This window comes from Streptomyces narbonensis, from assembly GCF_014649015.1.
GTDB lineage: Bacteria > Actinomycetota > Actinomycetes > Streptomycetales > Streptomycetaceae > Streptomyces > Streptomyces narbonensis.
Genome location: NZ_BMSF01000007.1, coordinates 227,414 through 243,462, shown reverse-complemented (window position 1 = coordinate 243,462; position 16,049 = coordinate 227,414). Strand labels below are relative to the sequence as shown.

The following is a 16,049-nucleotide window of genomic DNA, read 5'->3' as shown; positions in this document are numbered from 1 at the left end:
CGTGGGTGAGGACGACGTCCTGGCCGCTGCCCCGGATCAGGCCGTGCGCGGTCACGTTCACCTTCGAGCCCGCGCAGTCCTTCTCGTACTTCTTCGCCAGCTCCCGTACGACCGGTGCGAAGGCCGTCGAGCCGGTGACGGTGAGTGTGCCCGTGGCGCAGCCGATCGGCGGCGGGGTCTGCTCGCGGACGATGATCGCGGCGAGCGCGACGACACAGACGGTGAGGGCGACGGTGACCGTCCGGGCGGCCCGGCTGAAGACGGGTGCCGCGCCGGACGGCCGCGCCGGGGCCGGTCACGGCGCCGTTGGCGGCGGCGTTCCCGATGGCCGTGTCGAGCTGGACGCGGTAGCCGATCCGCCGCTGGTGCGGCACCCGTCGCTCGTACCAGACGGCGCCGGTCGAGACGAGGACGCCGAGGAGGGCGGTGACCAGGGCGATGAGGTTCTCAGCGGTGAGCCAGTCCACCCGCGCGACGGTACGCACGGGTGTGCGGTTCCGGGGTGTACGTAGGCCCCCGTCACCCGGAGTTCGCCCTTCCTTGGGGCGGGTCCTCCGGCCGGGGGCTCGCGGGCGGGCCAACAGGGGTTGCCCGGGGATCGCGGGCGTGGGTGTAATGGCGACGAGGGGGCCTTCCGTCTGAGGAGTACCCCATGCGTGTCGTCGAAGTGACCGCCTACGGCGGACCCGAGGTGCTCAGAATGGCCCGCCGGCCCGAGCCGGAGGCCGGGGACGTCCCCGGCCGGGTGCGTGTGCGTCTCAAGGCCGCCGGTGTGAACCAGGCGGACCTGCGGATCCGGGCCGGCCGGTACGCGGACGCGGTCGGTGCGCTCAAGCCGCCGTTCGTCCTGGGGACGGACTTCGCGGGGAAGCTGCTGGATCCCGTGCCGGGGATGGCCCCGGGGACCCGGGTGGCCGGGTACGTGCCCTGGTACGAGGAGCTGACCGGCGAGGGGACGTACGCGGAGGTCGTCCGGGTCGCCCCGGAGTGGCTGGCGCCGATCCCGGACGACGTGGAGTTCACCGTGGCCGCGTCCATCCCCCTGGCCTCGGCGACGGCCCAGCTGGGCCTCGACAAGCTCCGGCTCTCCGAGGGGGCGACGCTGCTGGTGACCGGCGCGAGCGCGGTGGTGGGCCGGCTGGCGGTGCAGTACGCCTCGGCGGCCGGGCTGCGGGTGGTGGCGGTGGCCCACGAGGGCGACGAGAGCGAACTGAGGGTCCTCGGCGCGCATCACGTCGTCACGCGCGGTGCGACGGAGGACGTGGTCGCCCGGGTCATCGAGGGCGACCCGTACCGGGTGGACGCGGTCTTCGACGGGGCGCTGGCCGGCGAGGGTCTGCTCCCGGTCCTGAAGGACGGCGGCGTCTTCGTCGCGCTCGCCCCCGACCGTGTCCCGACCCCGGAGCGGAACATCCGCGTCGAGACCGTCCGGGCCAGGCCGGACGCCGCCCGCCTGAAGGAGACGCTGGAGAAGGTCGCGGCCCGCGAGGTGATCACCCGGGTGGCCGACGTCCTCCCCCTGGAGGAGGCAGCCGAGGCCCACCGCCGCGCGGAGGCGGGCCACCGCCCGGGCCGCATCGTCCTGATGATCTGACCTGATCCGACCGGCCCCGACCTGATCCGCGACCGGCCCCGTCAACCTCGTCCGCCCGGGTCCCCTCGACCCGGGCGGAAACCGTCGGCGGATGCGGAATCACCGGTACCTGCGGCGCGGGGGCTCGTTAGCGGGGCATGAACTCTTCCCAGCGTGTCCTCACCGCCCTCGCCCTCGCCGCCTCCGCCATCGGTCTCGGCGCAGGTGCCGCCGCCGCGGCCGACCCTCTGGCGGGCGCGACGGGCCTGCTCGGCCCCGTCGCCGGCGCCGCCAGCCAGTCCGACTCCCCCCTGGGCGCCGTCACGGACGCCGCGAACCCCGCCGCCCTCGGCGACGTCACCAAGGCCCTGCCCCTCTAGGCCCAGGGCGCTCGCTTCTCGCTCCCCTCCCGGCCGGCTCCGGGGCGGCAAACCGCCGCCCCGGAGCCGTTCTCCGTATGCGGGCTTGGCGTGTCCGAAATCGTTCGAACGCTGTGGCAGGATTCGGATCGCTGGCGGCGCGTGAAGTGGGCCGCTGAAGAGTCCCAGGGGGGATTTTCGATGAACATCATTCGTCGTCGTGCGCTGAAGGGGGCGTTCGTCGCCACGGCCGTCGCGGTCGCGACCGCCACCGTGGCCGGCACCGCCACCGCGGCGGAGCTGCCGATGCAGCCGACCTTCCCGATGTACGGCGTCCACAAGACGACGCAGGACCTTCGGGTGTGGTTCCCCAACTACACCGGCGGTCTCAACGGGGAGACGTTCGATTACGACTTCTCCGACGTCGCCGACATCATCGGTGCCGACAACGACAACGACGGTTACCCCGAGGCCGACTGGACGCTCTACAAGAACGGGCGTCTGGACTTCTTCTCGACCGACGGGCCCGATCAGGACGCGAACCGCGTCGGCTCGGGTTGGAACATCTACAAGACGGTTCTCTCGCCCGGCAACATCGGCGGGGCCAAGGAAGCCGACCTGGTCGGTGTCGACAAGACCGGCGTGCTGTACAGCTACCTCGCGTACCCGAACGGCACCACCACCACCCGTGTGCGCGTCGGTGGCGGCTGGAACGTGTACGACCAGATCGCCGGCCAGGGCGACCTGACCGGTGACGGCAAGCCCGACATCGTCGCCAAGGAGAAGTCCACCGGCTACCTGTACCTCTACAAGGGCACGGGCAACTGGAAGGCCCCCTTCAGCAGCCGTACGAAGATCGGCCAGGGCTGGAACGCGTACGACCGACTGATCTCGGTAGGCGACCTCAACGAGGACGGCAAGGCGGACCTTCTCGCCCGCAAGCCCGCCGGTCAGCTGATGCGCTACTACGGCACGGGCCTCGCCGCGACCCCGTTCAAGGCGCCCACCCAGATCGGCACCGGCTACCAGGCGTACAACCTGCTGTAGCAGTACGGGCGTTACCCACCTCACGGCGGCCCCGGGCCTCGGATCTCCGAGCCCGGGGCCGCTTTGTCGCACGTTCTGATCCAGATCTTCCCCGTCGGCTCCGAAGCGGCAACTCGCCGCCCCGGAGCTGTTGCTTTGTAACAGGCTCCGATGGCGCACGCGTTCGAGTCACTGTGGCAAGATTTCCATGATCGACGGCGCGTCAATGCGCAGTCGTGGACCGAGAATCCCAGGGGGGGATCTTGATGAAGATCAACCGTCGTCAGCGTGTGCTCAAGGGCGCGCTGGTCGCCTCCGCCGTCGCCGTCGCGACCGCGACCGTCGCCGGCACCGCCTCCGCCGCGCCCGCCGCTGCGTCGGAGACGCCCACGTTCGAGATGTACGGCGTCAACAAGTCGACCAACGACCTGTACGTGTGGAACCCCAATGGCACCGGTGGCTTCAGCGCCGGGCTTCCGGTGGCGAGCGACGCCGGCGACATCGCCGACATCATCGTCGCCGACAACAACAACGACGGCTTCGGCGAGGCCGAGTGGACGCTCTACAAGAACGGCCGCCTGGACTTCTTCTCCTTCGAGGGCGAGGCCGCTGACTCCGACACCGTCGGCCGGGGCTGGAACATCTACAAGACGGTCATCTCGCCCGGTAACTTCGGCGGTGCCCAGCAGGCCGACCTGCTCGGCGTCGACGCGTCCGGTGTGCTGTGGAGCTACCTGTCCTACCCGGACGGCCGCCTCACCACGCGCACGAAGATCGGTGGCGGCTGGAACATCTACAACCAGATCGCGGGCCAGGGCGACCTGACCGGTGACGGCAAGGTCGACATCGTCGCCCGTGACACGGCGGGTGTCCTGTGGCTCTACAAGGGCACGGGCAACTACCGGGCCCCGTTCGCCACCCGCGCGAAGATCGGCGGCGGCTGGGGCGCGTTCAACCGCCTCCTGTCCACCGGTGACATCAACTTCGACGGCAAGGCGGACCTGCTCGCCCGCAAGGCGGACGGCAAGCTCTTCCGCTACTCGGGCACGGGCAACGCCGCGGCGCCGTTCAAGCCGCCGGTCCAGATCAACACCGGTCTGCAGAACTTCAACCTGCTCTAGTCGTACCGCTTCACGCGACTGACGGCGGCCCCGGGCCTCGGATCTCCGAGCCCGGGGCCGCTTCGTATGCAACCGGAACCCCGACTGTCACGAATTCTGGTCTAGACCTTGACAGGTCCAGACCAATAGCGCTTCGCTGTGCTTCCCCGACCCGGCCCCACCCGGAAGGAAGTACGCATGCTGCTGCGTAAGTTGGCCACCTCGCTGGCCGCGCTCTGTACGGCCGTTGGACTCGCCCTGCTCCTCCTCCCCGCCGCCTCGGCAGGAGCGGCAGCCGCCTGCGCGGCCGCATGGAACTCCTCCAGCGTCTACACGGGCGGGATGACGGCCTCGCACAACGGCCACAACTGGCAGGCCAAGTGGTGGACCCAGAACGAGACCCCCGGTACGACCGGCGAGTGGGGCGTCTGGGCCGACCAGGGAGCCTGTGGCGGCGGACCCACGACCCCGCCCACCACGCCGCCGAGCTCCGGATTCGTCGTCTCCGAGGCTCAGTTCAACCAGATGTTCCCGAACAGGAACCCCTTCTACACGTACGCGGGCCTCACCGCGGCCCTCAAGTCGTACCCCGGCTTCGCCAACACCGGCAGCGACACCGTGAAGAAGCAGGAGGCCGCGGCCTTCCTCGCGAACGTCTCCCACGAGACGGGCGGCCTCGTCCACATCGTCGAGCAGAACACCGCCAACTACCCGCACTACTGCGACCGGAACCAGCCCTACGGCTGTCCCGCCGGCCAGGCCGCGTACTACGGCCGCGGCCCCATCCAGCTCTCCTGGAACTTCAACTACAAGGCGGCCGGTGACGCCCTCGGCATCGACCTGCTCAACAACCCCTGGCGGGTCGAGCAGGATCCGGCCGTCGCCATGATGACGGGCCTCTGGTACTGGAACACCCAGAACGGTCCCGGCACGATGACCGCCCACAACGCGATGGTCAACGGCGCCGGCTTCGGCCAGACCATCTGGGCGATCAACGGCAGCCTGGAGTGCAACGGCGGCAACCCCGCCCAGGTGCAGAGCCGGGTCACCAAGTACCAGCAGTTCACCCAGATCCTGGGCGTCCCCGCCGGCGCGAACCTGTACTGCTGACCGCTCCGCTCGGCTCCGCTTCTCTCCTCGCCTCGCCTCGCCTCGCCCCGCACCGTGATGCTCCCGGTGCGGGGCGAGGGCTTTCCGGTTCCGGTTCCGGTTCAGCGGAAGGCCGCGGCGTTCTCCGAGGCCCACTGCCGGAACGGGCGGGCCGCCGCCCCGGTGACCTGCGACATCGTGTCGCGCACCCTCAGCAGCTCGTCGTTCACGTCCCCGCCGGTGACGTCGAGCACCGCGTCCGCGGCCTCGGGTCCGAAGACCGCGGCCATCTGCGCGTGGGCCTGCTCGCGGCTGATCTCGGCGAAGGGGACCTCCCGCCCCAGTGCCGCGGAGATGGCCTCCACCTGCTGCCGGGCGGTCACCGGCTCAGGCCCGGTCAAGGCGTACGTGCGTCCGCGGTGGCCGGGCTCGGTCAGCGCCACGCGCGCCACCGCGGCGATGTCGGCGGGGTGGACGGTCGGCAGCGCGGTCCCGGCGTACGGCGCGTGGACGGTCTCGTGGCCGCGGACGGCCGCGGCCCACATCAGGGCGTTCGAGGCGAACTGCGTCGGCCGCAGGATCGTCCAGGCCATGCCGCTCGCCTGGAGCAGCTGCTCCACCGCCAGGTTCTCGGCGGCGGGGGCGAGGTGCGGGTGGGTCTGGACGGTGATCGACGACACCAGGACGACGTGCTCCACGCCCGCCTGCCGGGCGGCTTCGAGAATGTCGGCGTCCGAGCCCAGGCGCGACACCAGGAAGAGCGAGCGCACCCCCTCCAGCGCCGGCTTCAACGACGACGTCTCCGCGAAGTCGCCCTCGACGGCCTCGACCCCCTCGGGGAAGACGGCCCGTCCGGCATCACGGGTGAGTCCTCGCAGCGGCCCGGCACCGTGCGCGTGCAGCTCCTTGAGCAGGGCGCGGCCTATGTTTCCGGTGGCTCCGGTCACGAGGATCATGGCGTGTTTCCCGTCGTCAGATGATCACGTGGGCACCACGCTAGGACCTCAATCACGCTTCAGGTCAACGGCGGTCGGCCACCCGGAGCTTCCCGGGTGGCCGACCGGGCAGGGCGGCGAGTCCCGCTCGTCCCCCGGCGGCATGTTCCGCCGGCTCGTTTTGCCCCGCCGCGGAGTGCGTCTCCGCCGCGGAGTGCGTCTCCCCGCGGCGGGTCGCCTACGGGTGATCCGCTTCGACGGCCTCAAGTGCTCCTGAGAGCCGCTCCAGCACCCGTACGGTCTCGTCGAAGGCCTCCTGGCCGCCGAGCTCCCGCACGAGCAGGGCCGCCAGCTCCGCGTGCCCCGGGTCGATGCGGTCGATCGCCGCCCGGCCCGCCGCCGTGGGCGCGAGGAGCTTGGCGCGCCGGTGGGCCGGGTTCGGCTCGTAGGCCGCGAGGCCCTCGCGGACGAGCAGGTCCGCGATCCGCTGGACGCTCTGCCGGGTGATGCCCATGACGCGGGCGATCCCGGCGACCGGCAGCGGCTCGGGGAGGACGGCGCCGAGGACCTGCCACCAGGCGGCGGTCAGGCCGGCCGGTTCGGCCAGCTTCTCCGAGAGGGCGAGGAACTGCCCGTTGAGGCGGAAGACGCCCAGGGCCGTACGGGACAGGGCGTCCTGCTGCTCCCGGCGGCTCACGGCTTCGTGGCTCATGCGGGCCGCCTCAGGAGTTCAGCTCGACGAAGGCCGCCGGGTCCGAGTCGTGGAAGAGGCGGAACCAGGCGTCGCGCTTGCCCTCGTACGCGCCCAGCCGGGCGAAGATCTCCCGTGCGAACGCGACCGGCTCCGTCGGGCCCGCGGTGATCAGGTCCCCGGCCGTCACCGCGTCCGCGTCGACGTAGTGCTCACCGCCCTTGTAGCCCGTGGCGGCGAGGTAGAAGGAGACGGCGCTGGTGTGCGCGCGGTCGTCGAGCAGGCCCTCCTTCGCCAGGCCCGCCGTGGCGCCGCAGATCGCGGCGACCGGCACGCCGGCGTCGAGGAAGGTCCGGGCCTTGGCCGTGAAGGGGGCGAGCTCGTCGCCCTCGTCGTACTTCTCGGCGCCCGGAAGGATCAGCAGGGCGCTGTCCTCGGGGCGGAGGTCGTCGAGCGCGAGGTCGGGGACGATCCGGATGCCGGCGATCGTCGTGACGGGCTCTCCGGCGACCGCGCCGACGGTCCGGACGGTGAACCCGGCGCGGGCGAGCCAGGCCGTGGCGTGGCCCGTCTCCCAGTCGGCGAGGGTGTCGTAGACGGCGAGGTGGACGGTCGTGGTGGCACTCTCGATTCCCATGACAGAAGACTGTCATGATGACAGCTTGCTGTCAATGAGGATGTGGCTTCCTCCGAGGCTCCGCCCGCGCGCGAATCGGGACGGAGCAAGGTGTCGCGTCCGGCCCGGTCTCGGTGGACAAGATGGTCATGGCCCGCCCCACCTGCGATTCCTTACCCTCGACCGTATGACCCCTCATGTCGCCGCACCCGATCCCCAGGCCGGCGCGGCCGTCAAGGCCGCCGACCGCGCGCACGTCTTCCACTCCTGGTCCGCCCAGGGTCTGATCGACCCGCTCGCCGTCGCCGGCGCCGAGGGCTCGTACTTCTGGGACTACGACGGAAACCGCTACCTCGACTTCACCAGCGGTCTCGTCTACACGAACATCGGCTACCAGCACCCCAAGGTCGTCGCCGCGATCCAGGAGCAGGCCGGCAAGCTCGCGACCTTCGCGCCCGCCTTCGCCGTGGACGTCCGCTCCGAGGCCGCACGCCTCATCGCCGAGCGCACCCCGGGCGACCTGGACAAGATCTTCTTCACCAACGGCGGCGCCGAGGCCGTCGAGAACGCCGTCCGGATGGCCCGTCTGCACACGGGCCGCCACAAGGTGCTCTCCGCCTTCCGCTCGTACCACGGCGCCACCTCCACCGCGATCAACCTCACCGGCGACCCGCGCCGCTGGGCCTCGGACACCGGCTCCGCCGGCGTCGTCCGCTTCTGGGCGCCCTTCCTCTACCGCTCGCCGTTCTACTCCGAGACCGAGCAGCAGGAGTGCGAGCGCGCCCTCGCGCACCTGGAGGACACGATCGCCTTCGAGGGTCCGGCGACGATCGCCGCGATCATCCTGGAGACCGTGCCCGGCACCGCCGGCATCATGACCCCGCCGCCCGGCTACCTCGCCGGCGTCCGCGCGATCTGCGACAAGTACGGCATCGTCTTCGTCCTCGACGAGGTCATGGCCGGCTTCGGCCGCACGGGCAAGTGGTTCGCCGCCGAGCACTTCGACGTCGTGCCCGACCTGATGACCTTCGCGAAGGGCGTGAACTCCGGTTACGTGCCGCTCGGCGGCGTCGCCATCAACGCCGAGATCGCCGCGACCTTCGACAAGCGGCCCTACCCCGGCGGCCTGACCTACTCCGGTCACCCGCTGGCCTGCGCCGCCGCCGTCGCCACCATCCAGGTGATGGAGGACGAGAAGGTCGTCGAGCACGCCGCCCACCTCGGCGAGAACGTCCTCGGGCCCGGCCTGCGCGAGCTCGCCGAGCGCCACCCGTCCGTCGGCGAGGTCCGCGGCATGGGCGTCTTCTGGGCGCTGGAGCTCGTCAGGAACCGCGAGACGCGCGAGCCGCTCGTCCCGTACAACGCCGCCGGCGAGGCCGCCGCGCCGATGGCCGCCCTGGGCGCCGCGGCGAAGAAGAACGGCCTGTGGCCCTTCATCAACATGAACCGCACGCACGCCGTCCCCGCCTGCAACGCCTCCGAGGCCGAGGTCAAGGAGGGCCTGGCGGCCCTTGACGCCGCGCTGTCGGTGGCCGACGAGTACACCGCGTAATCGAATCGTCGCCTACAGGTGATTCGGGGAGGTTCCCTCCGTTTGGACTAGGGTGTCCGAAGCCGGACGGAGGGGGCCGACCACATGCCCGCGAGCGGAGCTGTCACCCGCAACACCCTGCGGCAGCAGATCGCGGACGCGCTGCGTGACGAGGTGCTCGCAGGCCGTCTCCAGCCGGGCCAGGAGTTCACGGTCAAGCAGATCGCCGAGCAGTACGGAGTGTCCGCGACGCCCGTGCGGGAGGCCCTCGTCGACCTCTGCGCACAGGGGCTCCTCGACTCCGACCAGCACCGCGGCTTCCGCGTCCACCAGTACTCGGTCGACGACTACCGGCGGATGGTCGAGGCCCGGATGCTCGTCGTCGACGGCATCTTCCGCCGCGACGCGGCCATGGTGCCGCCCCGTTCCGCTGCCACGGAACCCGACCTCGGGGTCGGCGTCGCGCTCGTCTCCGTACGCCGCCGGGGCGAGGCCGCGGCCCGCGCCGCCCGCGCCGGCGACCTGGACGTCCTCATCGGCTACGACATCCGCTACTGGCGCGAACTGGCCCGCCTGGTCGCCGCCAACGACTACATCGCCGAGTTCCTGCACCGGCTCCGCGTCCAGGCATGGGTCTTCTCCGTGCCCTACCTGCGCTCCGAGCGGGACATGAACGGCTGGCTGTGGAGCGGACACGTCGACCTGGTGGACGCGGTCACGCGCGGCGACGCGGAGGCGGCCGTCGCGGTCGTACGGGACTACAACACGCACTCCCTGGAGTGGGCCGACCGCCTGGAGAACCGCGCGCGTTGAGGGGAACCTCCGGGTGGCGGCCGGGTTGAGGCGGCTGATCCGGGGGCAGTTCCTGAGCGGGTGGGCGTGGCCGGCGCCGCCGACTACCCTGGCCGTCCCTGCAACCGACGGAGAGCGAGCCTCCCTTGGCCTGTGACCTGTGGCTGGTCCCCCTTGTCGACCTGCTGTGCCACAGCCCCGACAACCCCTTCGCCGAAGAGATAGCGGCCTACGACGCCGTGCTGAGCGCGTCCGGCCTGCCCACCGTGCCCGTCTACGCCTACATGCCGGGGCTCTCCGGCGACGTCGCCCCGATCGCGGGCTTCGACTACGAGGCCCTGCACTTCCTGCGTCGCGCCTACCTGCTCCAGGTGTGCGGGCTGCCGGTCGAGCCGGTCGGCGAGCTCGGCGGGGACTACGAACAGCTCCTGGAGATGTTCGAGGCGACAGCCCAGCAGTCGCACCTGGTCTGGCACTACGACCACGCGGGTTCGTACGTGCCCGTCGACTTCCCGGCGCCGCTCTCCAGCGACGAGCTCCTGGAAGGCGGCGGCCCGCTCGGCTCCTCGTACGGGCTCCTCCGCGAGCTCGAGTTCGTGGCGCCCTCGATCGGCATCGACCCGATGAACCCGCCGGCGCTTCCGGTGCCGCCGGAGCGACCGACCTCCCTGGAGGAGCCGGCCGACCCGATCCCGTACGACGACAGCCCCTTCGCGCGGGAGCGTCACGTGTGGCTGGGACTGCACGCGGCGGCGACCAGGAGCCTCGCACAGGGCTCGATGATCATCCTGAGCTGAGGATCGGGCCGAGGATCGGCCCGGGCCTTCCTCGGCGCTTCGGGGGCCCGACAGCCCCTGGAGCCGTTCGCGGCCCCGAGGGGTCCCTGAAGGTCCCTCCCGGAGGTCCAGCGGGCCCTCCGGAGGTCCAGCGGGCCCTCCGGAGGTATCAGCGGACTCCCGAGGCCGGCGGGTCCCCCTCCGGGCACAGCGGGCCTCCGGAAGGCTCAGCGGGCCTCCGGGGGCCGCTGGCGCGGCATGTTCGGGCGGGTGCCCGGCGGCAGCGGGAAGCGGCTCGACGGGTGGGTGAAGTTCTCCGCGCGCGCGGGCACCACGCCCACCGACTGGAGCATCAGCGGCGCCGGGCCCGAGCGGAACTCGACCATCCAGTCCGCGGTCTCCGCCCGTACCAGCTCGGTCACGTCCTCCGAGAAGCGGCGCAGTACGCCGAGACATCGCTCGGCGGCCTCGCTCGCCGTGCCCTCCGTGGGGCCCAGGACCTCGCGGACGCTCTCCGAGGCCCAGTCGAACTGCAGGGCCTGGAGACGGCGCTGCACGGCCTGTGCGGTCGCCACGTCCCTTATCCAGCCGGACGTCAGGCCGAAGTAGCGGTCGCAGGCCAGGCAGGCCGCGCCGATCAGCAGCGACAGATAGCCCCAGCCGGCCGCACCCTCGGCCGCCCCTGTCAGGTCGAGCAGCGGCAGCGCGGCGCCCGCGATCACGCCGGCGGCGGTGCCGAGCCGCAGGATCCGGGCGCCACGGCGCTTCCACACGCGGTCGGAGAGATACCACTCCGCCGTGCGCAGGGCATTGGACTCGACCCAGCGGTAGAGCTCGTCGAGCCGCTCGGCGGGCTCGCCCCAGTCGCCCAGCGGGAAGGGCGTGCCGGTGAGATCGCGGTCCGGCCGCTCCGTGTCTTCCCGGTTCTCCCCGGAGTGACCCGGTGGCTGCATATCCGGCTGCTGGCTCACCGGGGGACTCCTCTGTTCAGCTCAGCGCGCGTGTCCTTCTGTGACGTGCGGTGCACGTGGTGCCTGCCCTTCCTACCGCCGAATGGTGGGCGATGGGCCCGGAATCCCGGGATTTCCGCCCGCAAGAGGGTGTTGATCAGGTAGAGAAGCCCGCAGTTTCTCACCCGAAAGAGTGATGGAGGCAGGGCGGGCGGCGAACACGTAGGCTCGGGCGTACCCGACATTCGGACGTAACGAACCTCAGGAGTGCCCGTGATTCCCGGTGGTGGCCAGCCCAATATGCAGCAGCTTCTCCAGCAGGCCCAGAAGATGCAGCAGGACCTCGCCCGTGCCCAGGGGGAACTGGCCGCGACCGAGGTCGAGGGTCAGGCGGGCGGTGGCCTGGTCAAGGCGACCGTCACCGGCTCCGGCGAGCTGCGCGCCCTGGTGATCGACCCGAAGGCGGTCGACCCGGAGGACACGGAGACGCTGGCCGACCTGATCGTGGCCGCCGTGCACGCGGCGAACGAGAACGCGGAGCAGCTCCAGCAGGCGAAGCTGGGCCCGCTGGCGCAGGGCATGGGCGGCATGCCCGGCCTGGGCTTCTGACCCGGGTCCCCACCCGTATCCCCGTACACCTTCAAAGGTGCACTTCCAGCCACTACCGTAAGAATCAAGCACCCCCGAGAAGGGCGTTCCGTTGTACGAAGGCGTGGTTCAGGACCTCATCGACGAACTGGGCAGGCTGCCCGGCGTCGGTCCCAAGAGCGCGCAGCGGATCGCCTTCCACATCCTCCAGGCGGAGCCCACGGATGTACGGCGGCTCGCGCACGCGCTCCTGGAGGTCAAGGAGAAGGTCAGGTTCTGCGCGGTCTGCGGCAACGTGGCACAGCAGGAGCAGTGCAACATCTGCCGGGATCCGCGGCGCGACCTGACGGTCATCTGCGTGGTCGAGGAGCCGAAGGACGTCGTGGCGATCGAGCGGACGCGCGAGTTCCGGGGGCGGTACCACGTCCTCGGCGGCGCGATCAGCCCGATCGAGGGCGTCGGCCCGGACGACCTGCGCATCCGGGAGCTCCTCGCACGGCTCGCGGACGGCGCGGTCACCGAGCTGATCCTCGCCACCGACCCGAACCTGGAGGGCGAGGCCACCGCGACGTACCTGGCGCGGATGATCAAGCCCATGGGGCTGAAGGTGACCCGTCTCGCGAGCGGGCTCCCGGTCGGCGGCGACCTGGAGTACGCCGACGAGGTGACCCTCGGCCGTGCCTTCGAGGGGCGGCGACTGCTAGATGTATGACGAGGACCGAGCCCACGCAGGTGCGCCCCGAGGAAGGCTTCTCGATGTCTGACGCCACGCTTCACTCCGTCACGCAGGACCCCGACGACTTCGCGGTCCAGATCGCCGACTCGATCGAGAGCTTCATCGTCGCGACCACGGAGGTCGCGAAGGGCGACGAGCCCGACAGTGCGGTCCCGTTCATGCTCCTGGAGATCTCGCAGCTGCTGCTCGCGGGCGGCCGGCTCGGCGCGCACGAGGACATCGTCCCCGATGAGCGGTACGAGCCGGACACGGGCCCGGAGCCGGACGTGGACGACCTCCGCGAGCGGTTCGCGGTCATGCTGGACCCGGTCGACGTCTTCTCCGAGGTCTTCGACCCGTACGAGCCGCGCAAGGCTCCGGTGCCGGCGCGGATCTCCGACAACATCGCCGACATCGTCACCGACCTCCGGCACGGCCTCGCCCACTACCGGGCGGGCCGCACCAGCGAGGCGCTGTGGTGGTGGCAGTTCTCGTACTTCTCCAACTGGGGCCCCACCGCCTCGGCGACCCTCCGCGCCCTCCAGTCCCTGGTCGCGCACGTCCGCCTCGACCAGCCGCTGGCCGAGCTGGACGGCCTCGACACGGACGAGGACCTGACGGAGGACGACCTCGCGGAGGCGGCGGGCCGCGTGATGCTGGAGGAGATCGCGGCGCCGCTGGGCCTGCGGGCAAAGGCGAAGAAGTAGCGGACCGCTCCCACCGCCCCCTGTCATCATGGGCCGATGACTGGGGGAGTGGGCGGTGCCGCAGCGTCCGGCGACCGGTCCCGTGGCGGCCGGCGGGACGATCGGAATCCTCGGGGAGTCCGAACTGACGCGAATGGTAAGGGAGATGCCGGCGTAATCCCGTCAGACGGCCGCCGCGCTGCCATCATGAGCACATGGCAACGCAGACACGCGGTCGGTCGAAGGCAGTGCTGCGGAGCGGCGCGGGCGTCGGTGTCGTCGGGATCGGCGCGCTGGTCGCCGTCGCCGTCGCCGACCTCGGGAAGGCCGACCAACTCGCCAGCGTCGTAGGCGCGGTACTGGCGGCCGTCGGTCTGGGGCTCTCCCTCTGGGCCCAGTTCGGGCGCGTTGGCTCGCCCGCTCCGGTTCATCCGGCCGCACCGGTCGTGACCGCCTCCGGCGTCGGCTCCGTTGCCGCCGGCGGGAACATCGGGTCCGTGGCGCAGGGCGGTAGCGGTACGGCTCCGGCGCCCGCCCCGGCGGCGCCCCCGGCCCCCGCCGCACCCGCGCGGCCCGCCCCCGGTTCCGTCACCGCATCCGGTGACCGGTCCGTCGCGGCGGGCGGTGACATCGGTTCCGTATCGACCGGCGGCGCGTGAGCGAGGGCGTCTCCGCGTCGGGGGAGCGGTCCGTCGCGGCCGGCGGGGACATCGGATGGGTGCACACCGGGGACCGGGTGACGGTGCTGCCGCCCGGGGTCCTCGGGCCGGTGGTCTGCCCGGCCGGACTCGTCAACGTGCCCCGTAAAGCGGCCCACTTCGTGGGGCGCGGCGAGGAGGGCGGCCTTCTCGACCGGGAGGGCGGGACCGTCGTGATCTGCGGCCTCGGCGGGGTGGGCAAGTCCTCGCTCGCCGCCCGCTGGGCCGTCCGGCAGGCGGCACACCGCAACCCCGTCTGGTGGATCACAGCCGAGAGCCGGGCCGACGTGGACGCCGGGCTCGCGTCCCTCGCCGTCGCGATGCAGCCCGCGCTGGTCGACGTACTCCCGCAGGAGGCCCTGCGCGAGCGGGCGTTGCAGTGGCTGTCGGCGCACGACGGGTGGCTGCTCGTCCTCGACAACGTCACCGATCCGGCCGATGTGGAGGGCCTGTTGGCCCGGAGCGGCGGCCGGGGGCGGATCGTCGTCACGAGCCGGACGACGGACGCCTGGTACGGGATCGGGCGGGTCCTCACCCTGCCCGTCCTGCCGGCCGCCGACGCCGTCGAGCTGTTCACCCGGGTCGCCACGCACGCGGGCCCCCGCGACACCACCGGCGCCGATGTCCTGTGCGCCGCCCTCGGGGGGCTGCCACTGGCCGTCGAGATCGCCGCCGCGTACTGCGGCCGCACGGCCTCGCCCCCGCTCGCGTATCTGATGGAGCTGGACCGCAGCGGCTGGCCGGGGAACGCCGAGGACGCCGTCGCCCGGACCCTGCGCGTCACGCTCGACCGGCTCGCCGCCTCCGACCCGTACGCGGGAGCGGTCCTGCGGCTGCTCGCCTGGTTCGCGCCGGACCGGATACCCACGCTCCTCCTGCCGCCCGACCCCGACGTGCGCCGGGCGCTCGGGGAGCTGGCCGCGCACAGCATGGTCACGCTCCACGAGGACGGCTCGGTGTCGGTGCACAGACTGGTGCAGGCGGTCGCCCGGCGCCCGGATCCCGAGGACCCGCACCGGGAGCCGGGCCTGATCGCGCGGGCCCGGCTGGTCGCGGAGACGGCGCTCTCACGCGCCGTACCGCTGGACACCGAGGATCCGGCCCACTGGGAGACATGGCGGGGGCTGATGCCGCACGTGGAGGCGTACCTGCGGTGCGCGGATCCGGGGCAGGACGGCAAGCAGCTGCTCCCGCCGCTGGTCGCGGCGGGTGCGTATCTGTCGTTCAACGGCTTGCCCGAGGTGGCGGTCCATGTGCACGAGCGGGCGGCGATCAGCGCCGAGCGGCTGCTGGGCCGGGATGATCCGTTCACCCTCGCGATGCGCGGCGCGGTGGCCGAGAGCCTTGCCTCGACGGGGCGCCCGGAGGAGGCGGTCGAGAGGTCGGTCGAGCTGGTGCGGAGGCTGACCGAGGTGCTCGGGGCCGACCACAGGGACACGCTCCTGATGCGGGTCAGTCTCGCGCAGTCCCAGCTGCGTGCCGGGCGCACGGAAGAGGCGATCGCCCTTACGGCGGGAGTGCTCCCGGACCTGGTCCGTGTGCTGGGCGTGAGGTGCCGGGAGACACTCGTGGCCTTCGCCGAACTCGCCGGGATGTACCAGGCCGCGCACCGGATCCGCGAGGCCGTCGGAGTGTGCGTGTACGCGCTGGGCGAGCTGCGGACGCTCCTCGGCGAGGAACACCTGGAGACCCTGAACGCCCGGATCAACCTGGCCGGCCTGTACGCGAGCGCCGGGGCGGTCGACCGGGCCCGGGCCGACTACGAGGAGCTGCTGCCCGTCTGCGTACGTGTCCTCGGTGAGCACCACCCGCACACGGCCCTCGTGGCGGACGCCCTCGCGGAGCTGCCGGTGTGATCACTCCTCGATCACCGCATCTCACCATGCGATATCACGCTGGCGTTTTTCGGTCCCTCGTTAGACTG

General features: G+C 71.7%; 18 protein-coding genes. 14 read left to right on the top strand and 4 right to left on the bottom strand.

The window, feature by feature from the left end; all coding sequences use genetic code 11:
- Window positions 1–5: 5 nt before the first annotated feature.
- The 6 genes from IE124_RS35520 (at window position 6) to IE124_RS15660 (ending at window position 5,168) form a co-directional block, all read left to right on the top strand.
- Complete coding sequence (locus IE124_RS35520) at window positions 6–512, top strand: hypothetical protein (protein ID WP_189508371.1); 507 nt, start codon at window positions 6–8, stop codon at window positions 510–512.
- A gap of 140 nt (window positions 513–652) precedes the next feature.
- Entirely contained in the window at window positions 653–1,594 is a 942-nt protein-coding gene (locus tag IE124_RS15680) for an NADP-dependent oxidoreductase (RefSeq protein WP_189508370.1), read from the top strand.
- Between the two features lie 137 nt (window positions 1,595–1,731).
- Window positions 1,732–1,953 (top strand): hypothetical protein, encoded by a 222-nt coding sequence (locus tag IE124_RS15675; protein WP_189508369.1) that lies wholly within the window; start codon window positions 1,732–1,734, stop codon window positions 1,951–1,953.
- Between the two features lie 180 nt (window positions 1,954–2,133).
- On the top strand, window positions 2,134–2,979 hold the full coding sequence (locus tag IE124_RS15670; RefSeq protein ID WP_189508368.1) for an FG-GAP repeat domain-containing protein: 846 nt from the start codon (window positions 2,134–2,136) through the stop codon (window positions 2,977–2,979).
- A gap of 245 nt (window positions 2,980–3,224) precedes the next feature.
- The gene (locus tag IE124_RS15665; RefSeq protein ID WP_189508367.1) at window positions 3,225–4,079 is read left to right on the top strand and encodes an FG-GAP repeat domain-containing protein; all 855 of its coding nucleotides are present in this window, start codon (window positions 3,225–3,227) and stop codon (window positions 4,077–4,079) included.
- Between the two features lie 177 nt (window positions 4,080–4,256).
- The gene (locus tag IE124_RS15660; protein ID WP_189508366.1) at window positions 4,257–5,168 is read left to right on the top strand and encodes a glycoside hydrolase family 19 protein; all 912 of its coding nucleotides are present in this window, start codon (window positions 4,257–4,259) and stop codon (window positions 5,166–5,168) included.
- 101 nt (window positions 5,169–5,269) lie between these two features.
- On the opposite strand, the gene IE124_RS15655 is transcribed toward IE124_RS15660, so the two are convergent.
- From IE124_RS15655 to IE124_RS15645, 3 genes are all read right to left on the bottom strand, one after another.
- Window positions 5,270–6,103 (bottom strand): NAD(P)H-binding protein, encoded by an 834-nt coding sequence (locus IE124_RS15655; RefSeq protein ID WP_189508365.1) that lies wholly within the window; start codon window positions 6,101–6,103, stop codon window positions 5,270–5,272.
- Between the two features lie 217 nt (window positions 6,104–6,320).
- The gene (locus tag IE124_RS15650) at window positions 6,321–6,794 is read right to left on the bottom strand and encodes a MarR family winged helix-turn-helix transcriptional regulator (RefSeq protein WP_189508364.1); all 474 of its coding nucleotides are present in this window, start codon (window positions 6,792–6,794) and stop codon (window positions 6,321–6,323) included.
- A 10-nt stretch (window positions 6,795–6,804) separates the two neighbouring features.
- Window positions 6,805–7,410, bottom strand: a complete 606-nt coding sequence (locus IE124_RS15645; protein ID WP_189508363.1) for a DJ-1/PfpI family protein — start codon at window positions 7,408–7,410, stop codon at window positions 6,805–6,807.
- A 166-nt stretch (window positions 7,411–7,576) separates the two neighbouring features.
- On the opposite strand from IE124_RS15645, the gene IE124_RS15640 reads away from it, so the two are divergent.
- The 3 genes from IE124_RS15640 (at window position 7,577) to IE124_RS15630 (ending at window position 10,509) form a co-directional block, all read left to right on the top strand.
- Window positions 7,577–8,941, top strand: a complete 1,365-nt coding sequence (locus IE124_RS15640; protein ID WP_189508362.1) for an aspartate aminotransferase family protein — start codon at window positions 7,577–7,579, stop codon at window positions 8,939–8,941.
- 84 nt (window positions 8,942–9,025) lie between these two features.
- Window positions 9,026–9,733, top strand: coding sequence for a GntR family transcriptional regulator (locus IE124_RS15635; protein ID WP_189508361.1), 708 nt, complete (start codon window positions 9,026–9,028; stop codon window positions 9,731–9,733).
- A gap of 125 nt (window positions 9,734–9,858) precedes the next feature.
- Window positions 9,859–10,509, top strand: coding sequence for a putative DNA-mimic protein (locus IE124_RS15630; protein ID WP_189508360.1), 651 nt, complete (start codon window positions 9,859–9,861; stop codon window positions 10,507–10,509).
- Between the two features lie 206 nt (window positions 10,510–10,715).
- Here IE124_RS15630 and IE124_RS15625 read toward each other — a convergent pair whose 3' ends face one another.
- Window positions 10,716–11,441 carry an SLATT domain-containing protein gene (locus tag IE124_RS15625; protein WP_229832509.1) on the bottom strand — a complete coding sequence of 242 codons (726 nt, stop codon included), beginning with the start codon at window positions 11,439–11,441 and terminating at the stop codon, window positions 10,716–10,718.
- A 270-nt stretch (window positions 11,442–11,711) separates the two neighbouring features.
- Here IE124_RS15625 and IE124_RS15620 point away from each other — a divergent pair, with 270 nt between their 5' ends.
- From IE124_RS15620 to IE124_RS15600, 5 genes are all read left to right on the top strand, one after another.
- Window positions 11,712–12,047, top strand: a complete 336-nt coding sequence (locus IE124_RS15620; protein WP_189508358.1) for a YbaB/EbfC family nucleoid-associated protein — start codon at window positions 11,712–11,714, stop codon at window positions 12,045–12,047.
- Between the two features lie 91 nt (window positions 12,048–12,138).
- On the top strand, window positions 12,139–12,738 hold the full coding sequence (gene recR / locus IE124_RS15615; protein WP_017240166.1) for a recombination mediator RecR: 600 nt from the start codon (window positions 12,139–12,141) through the stop codon (window positions 12,736–12,738).
- Between the two features lie 44 nt (window positions 12,739–12,782).
- Window positions 12,783–13,448: a DUF5063 domain-containing protein gene (locus IE124_RS15610; protein ID WP_189508357.1), complete on the top strand. Its 666-nt coding sequence runs from the start codon at window positions 12,783–12,785 to the stop codon at window positions 13,446–13,448.
- A gap of 194 nt (window positions 13,449–13,642) precedes the next feature.
- Entirely contained in the window at window positions 13,643–14,086 is a 444-nt protein-coding gene (locus IE124_RS15605) for a hypothetical protein (RefSeq protein ID WP_229832488.1), read from the top strand.
- Window positions 14,083–15,981: a tetratricopeptide repeat protein gene (locus IE124_RS15600; protein ID WP_189508356.1), complete on the top strand. Its 1,899-nt coding sequence runs from the start codon at window positions 14,083–14,085 to the stop codon at window positions 15,979–15,981. Before IE124_RS15605 ends, IE124_RS15600 begins: the two co-directional genes overlap by 4 nt.
- Window positions 15,982–16,049: the final 68 nt, after the last annotated feature.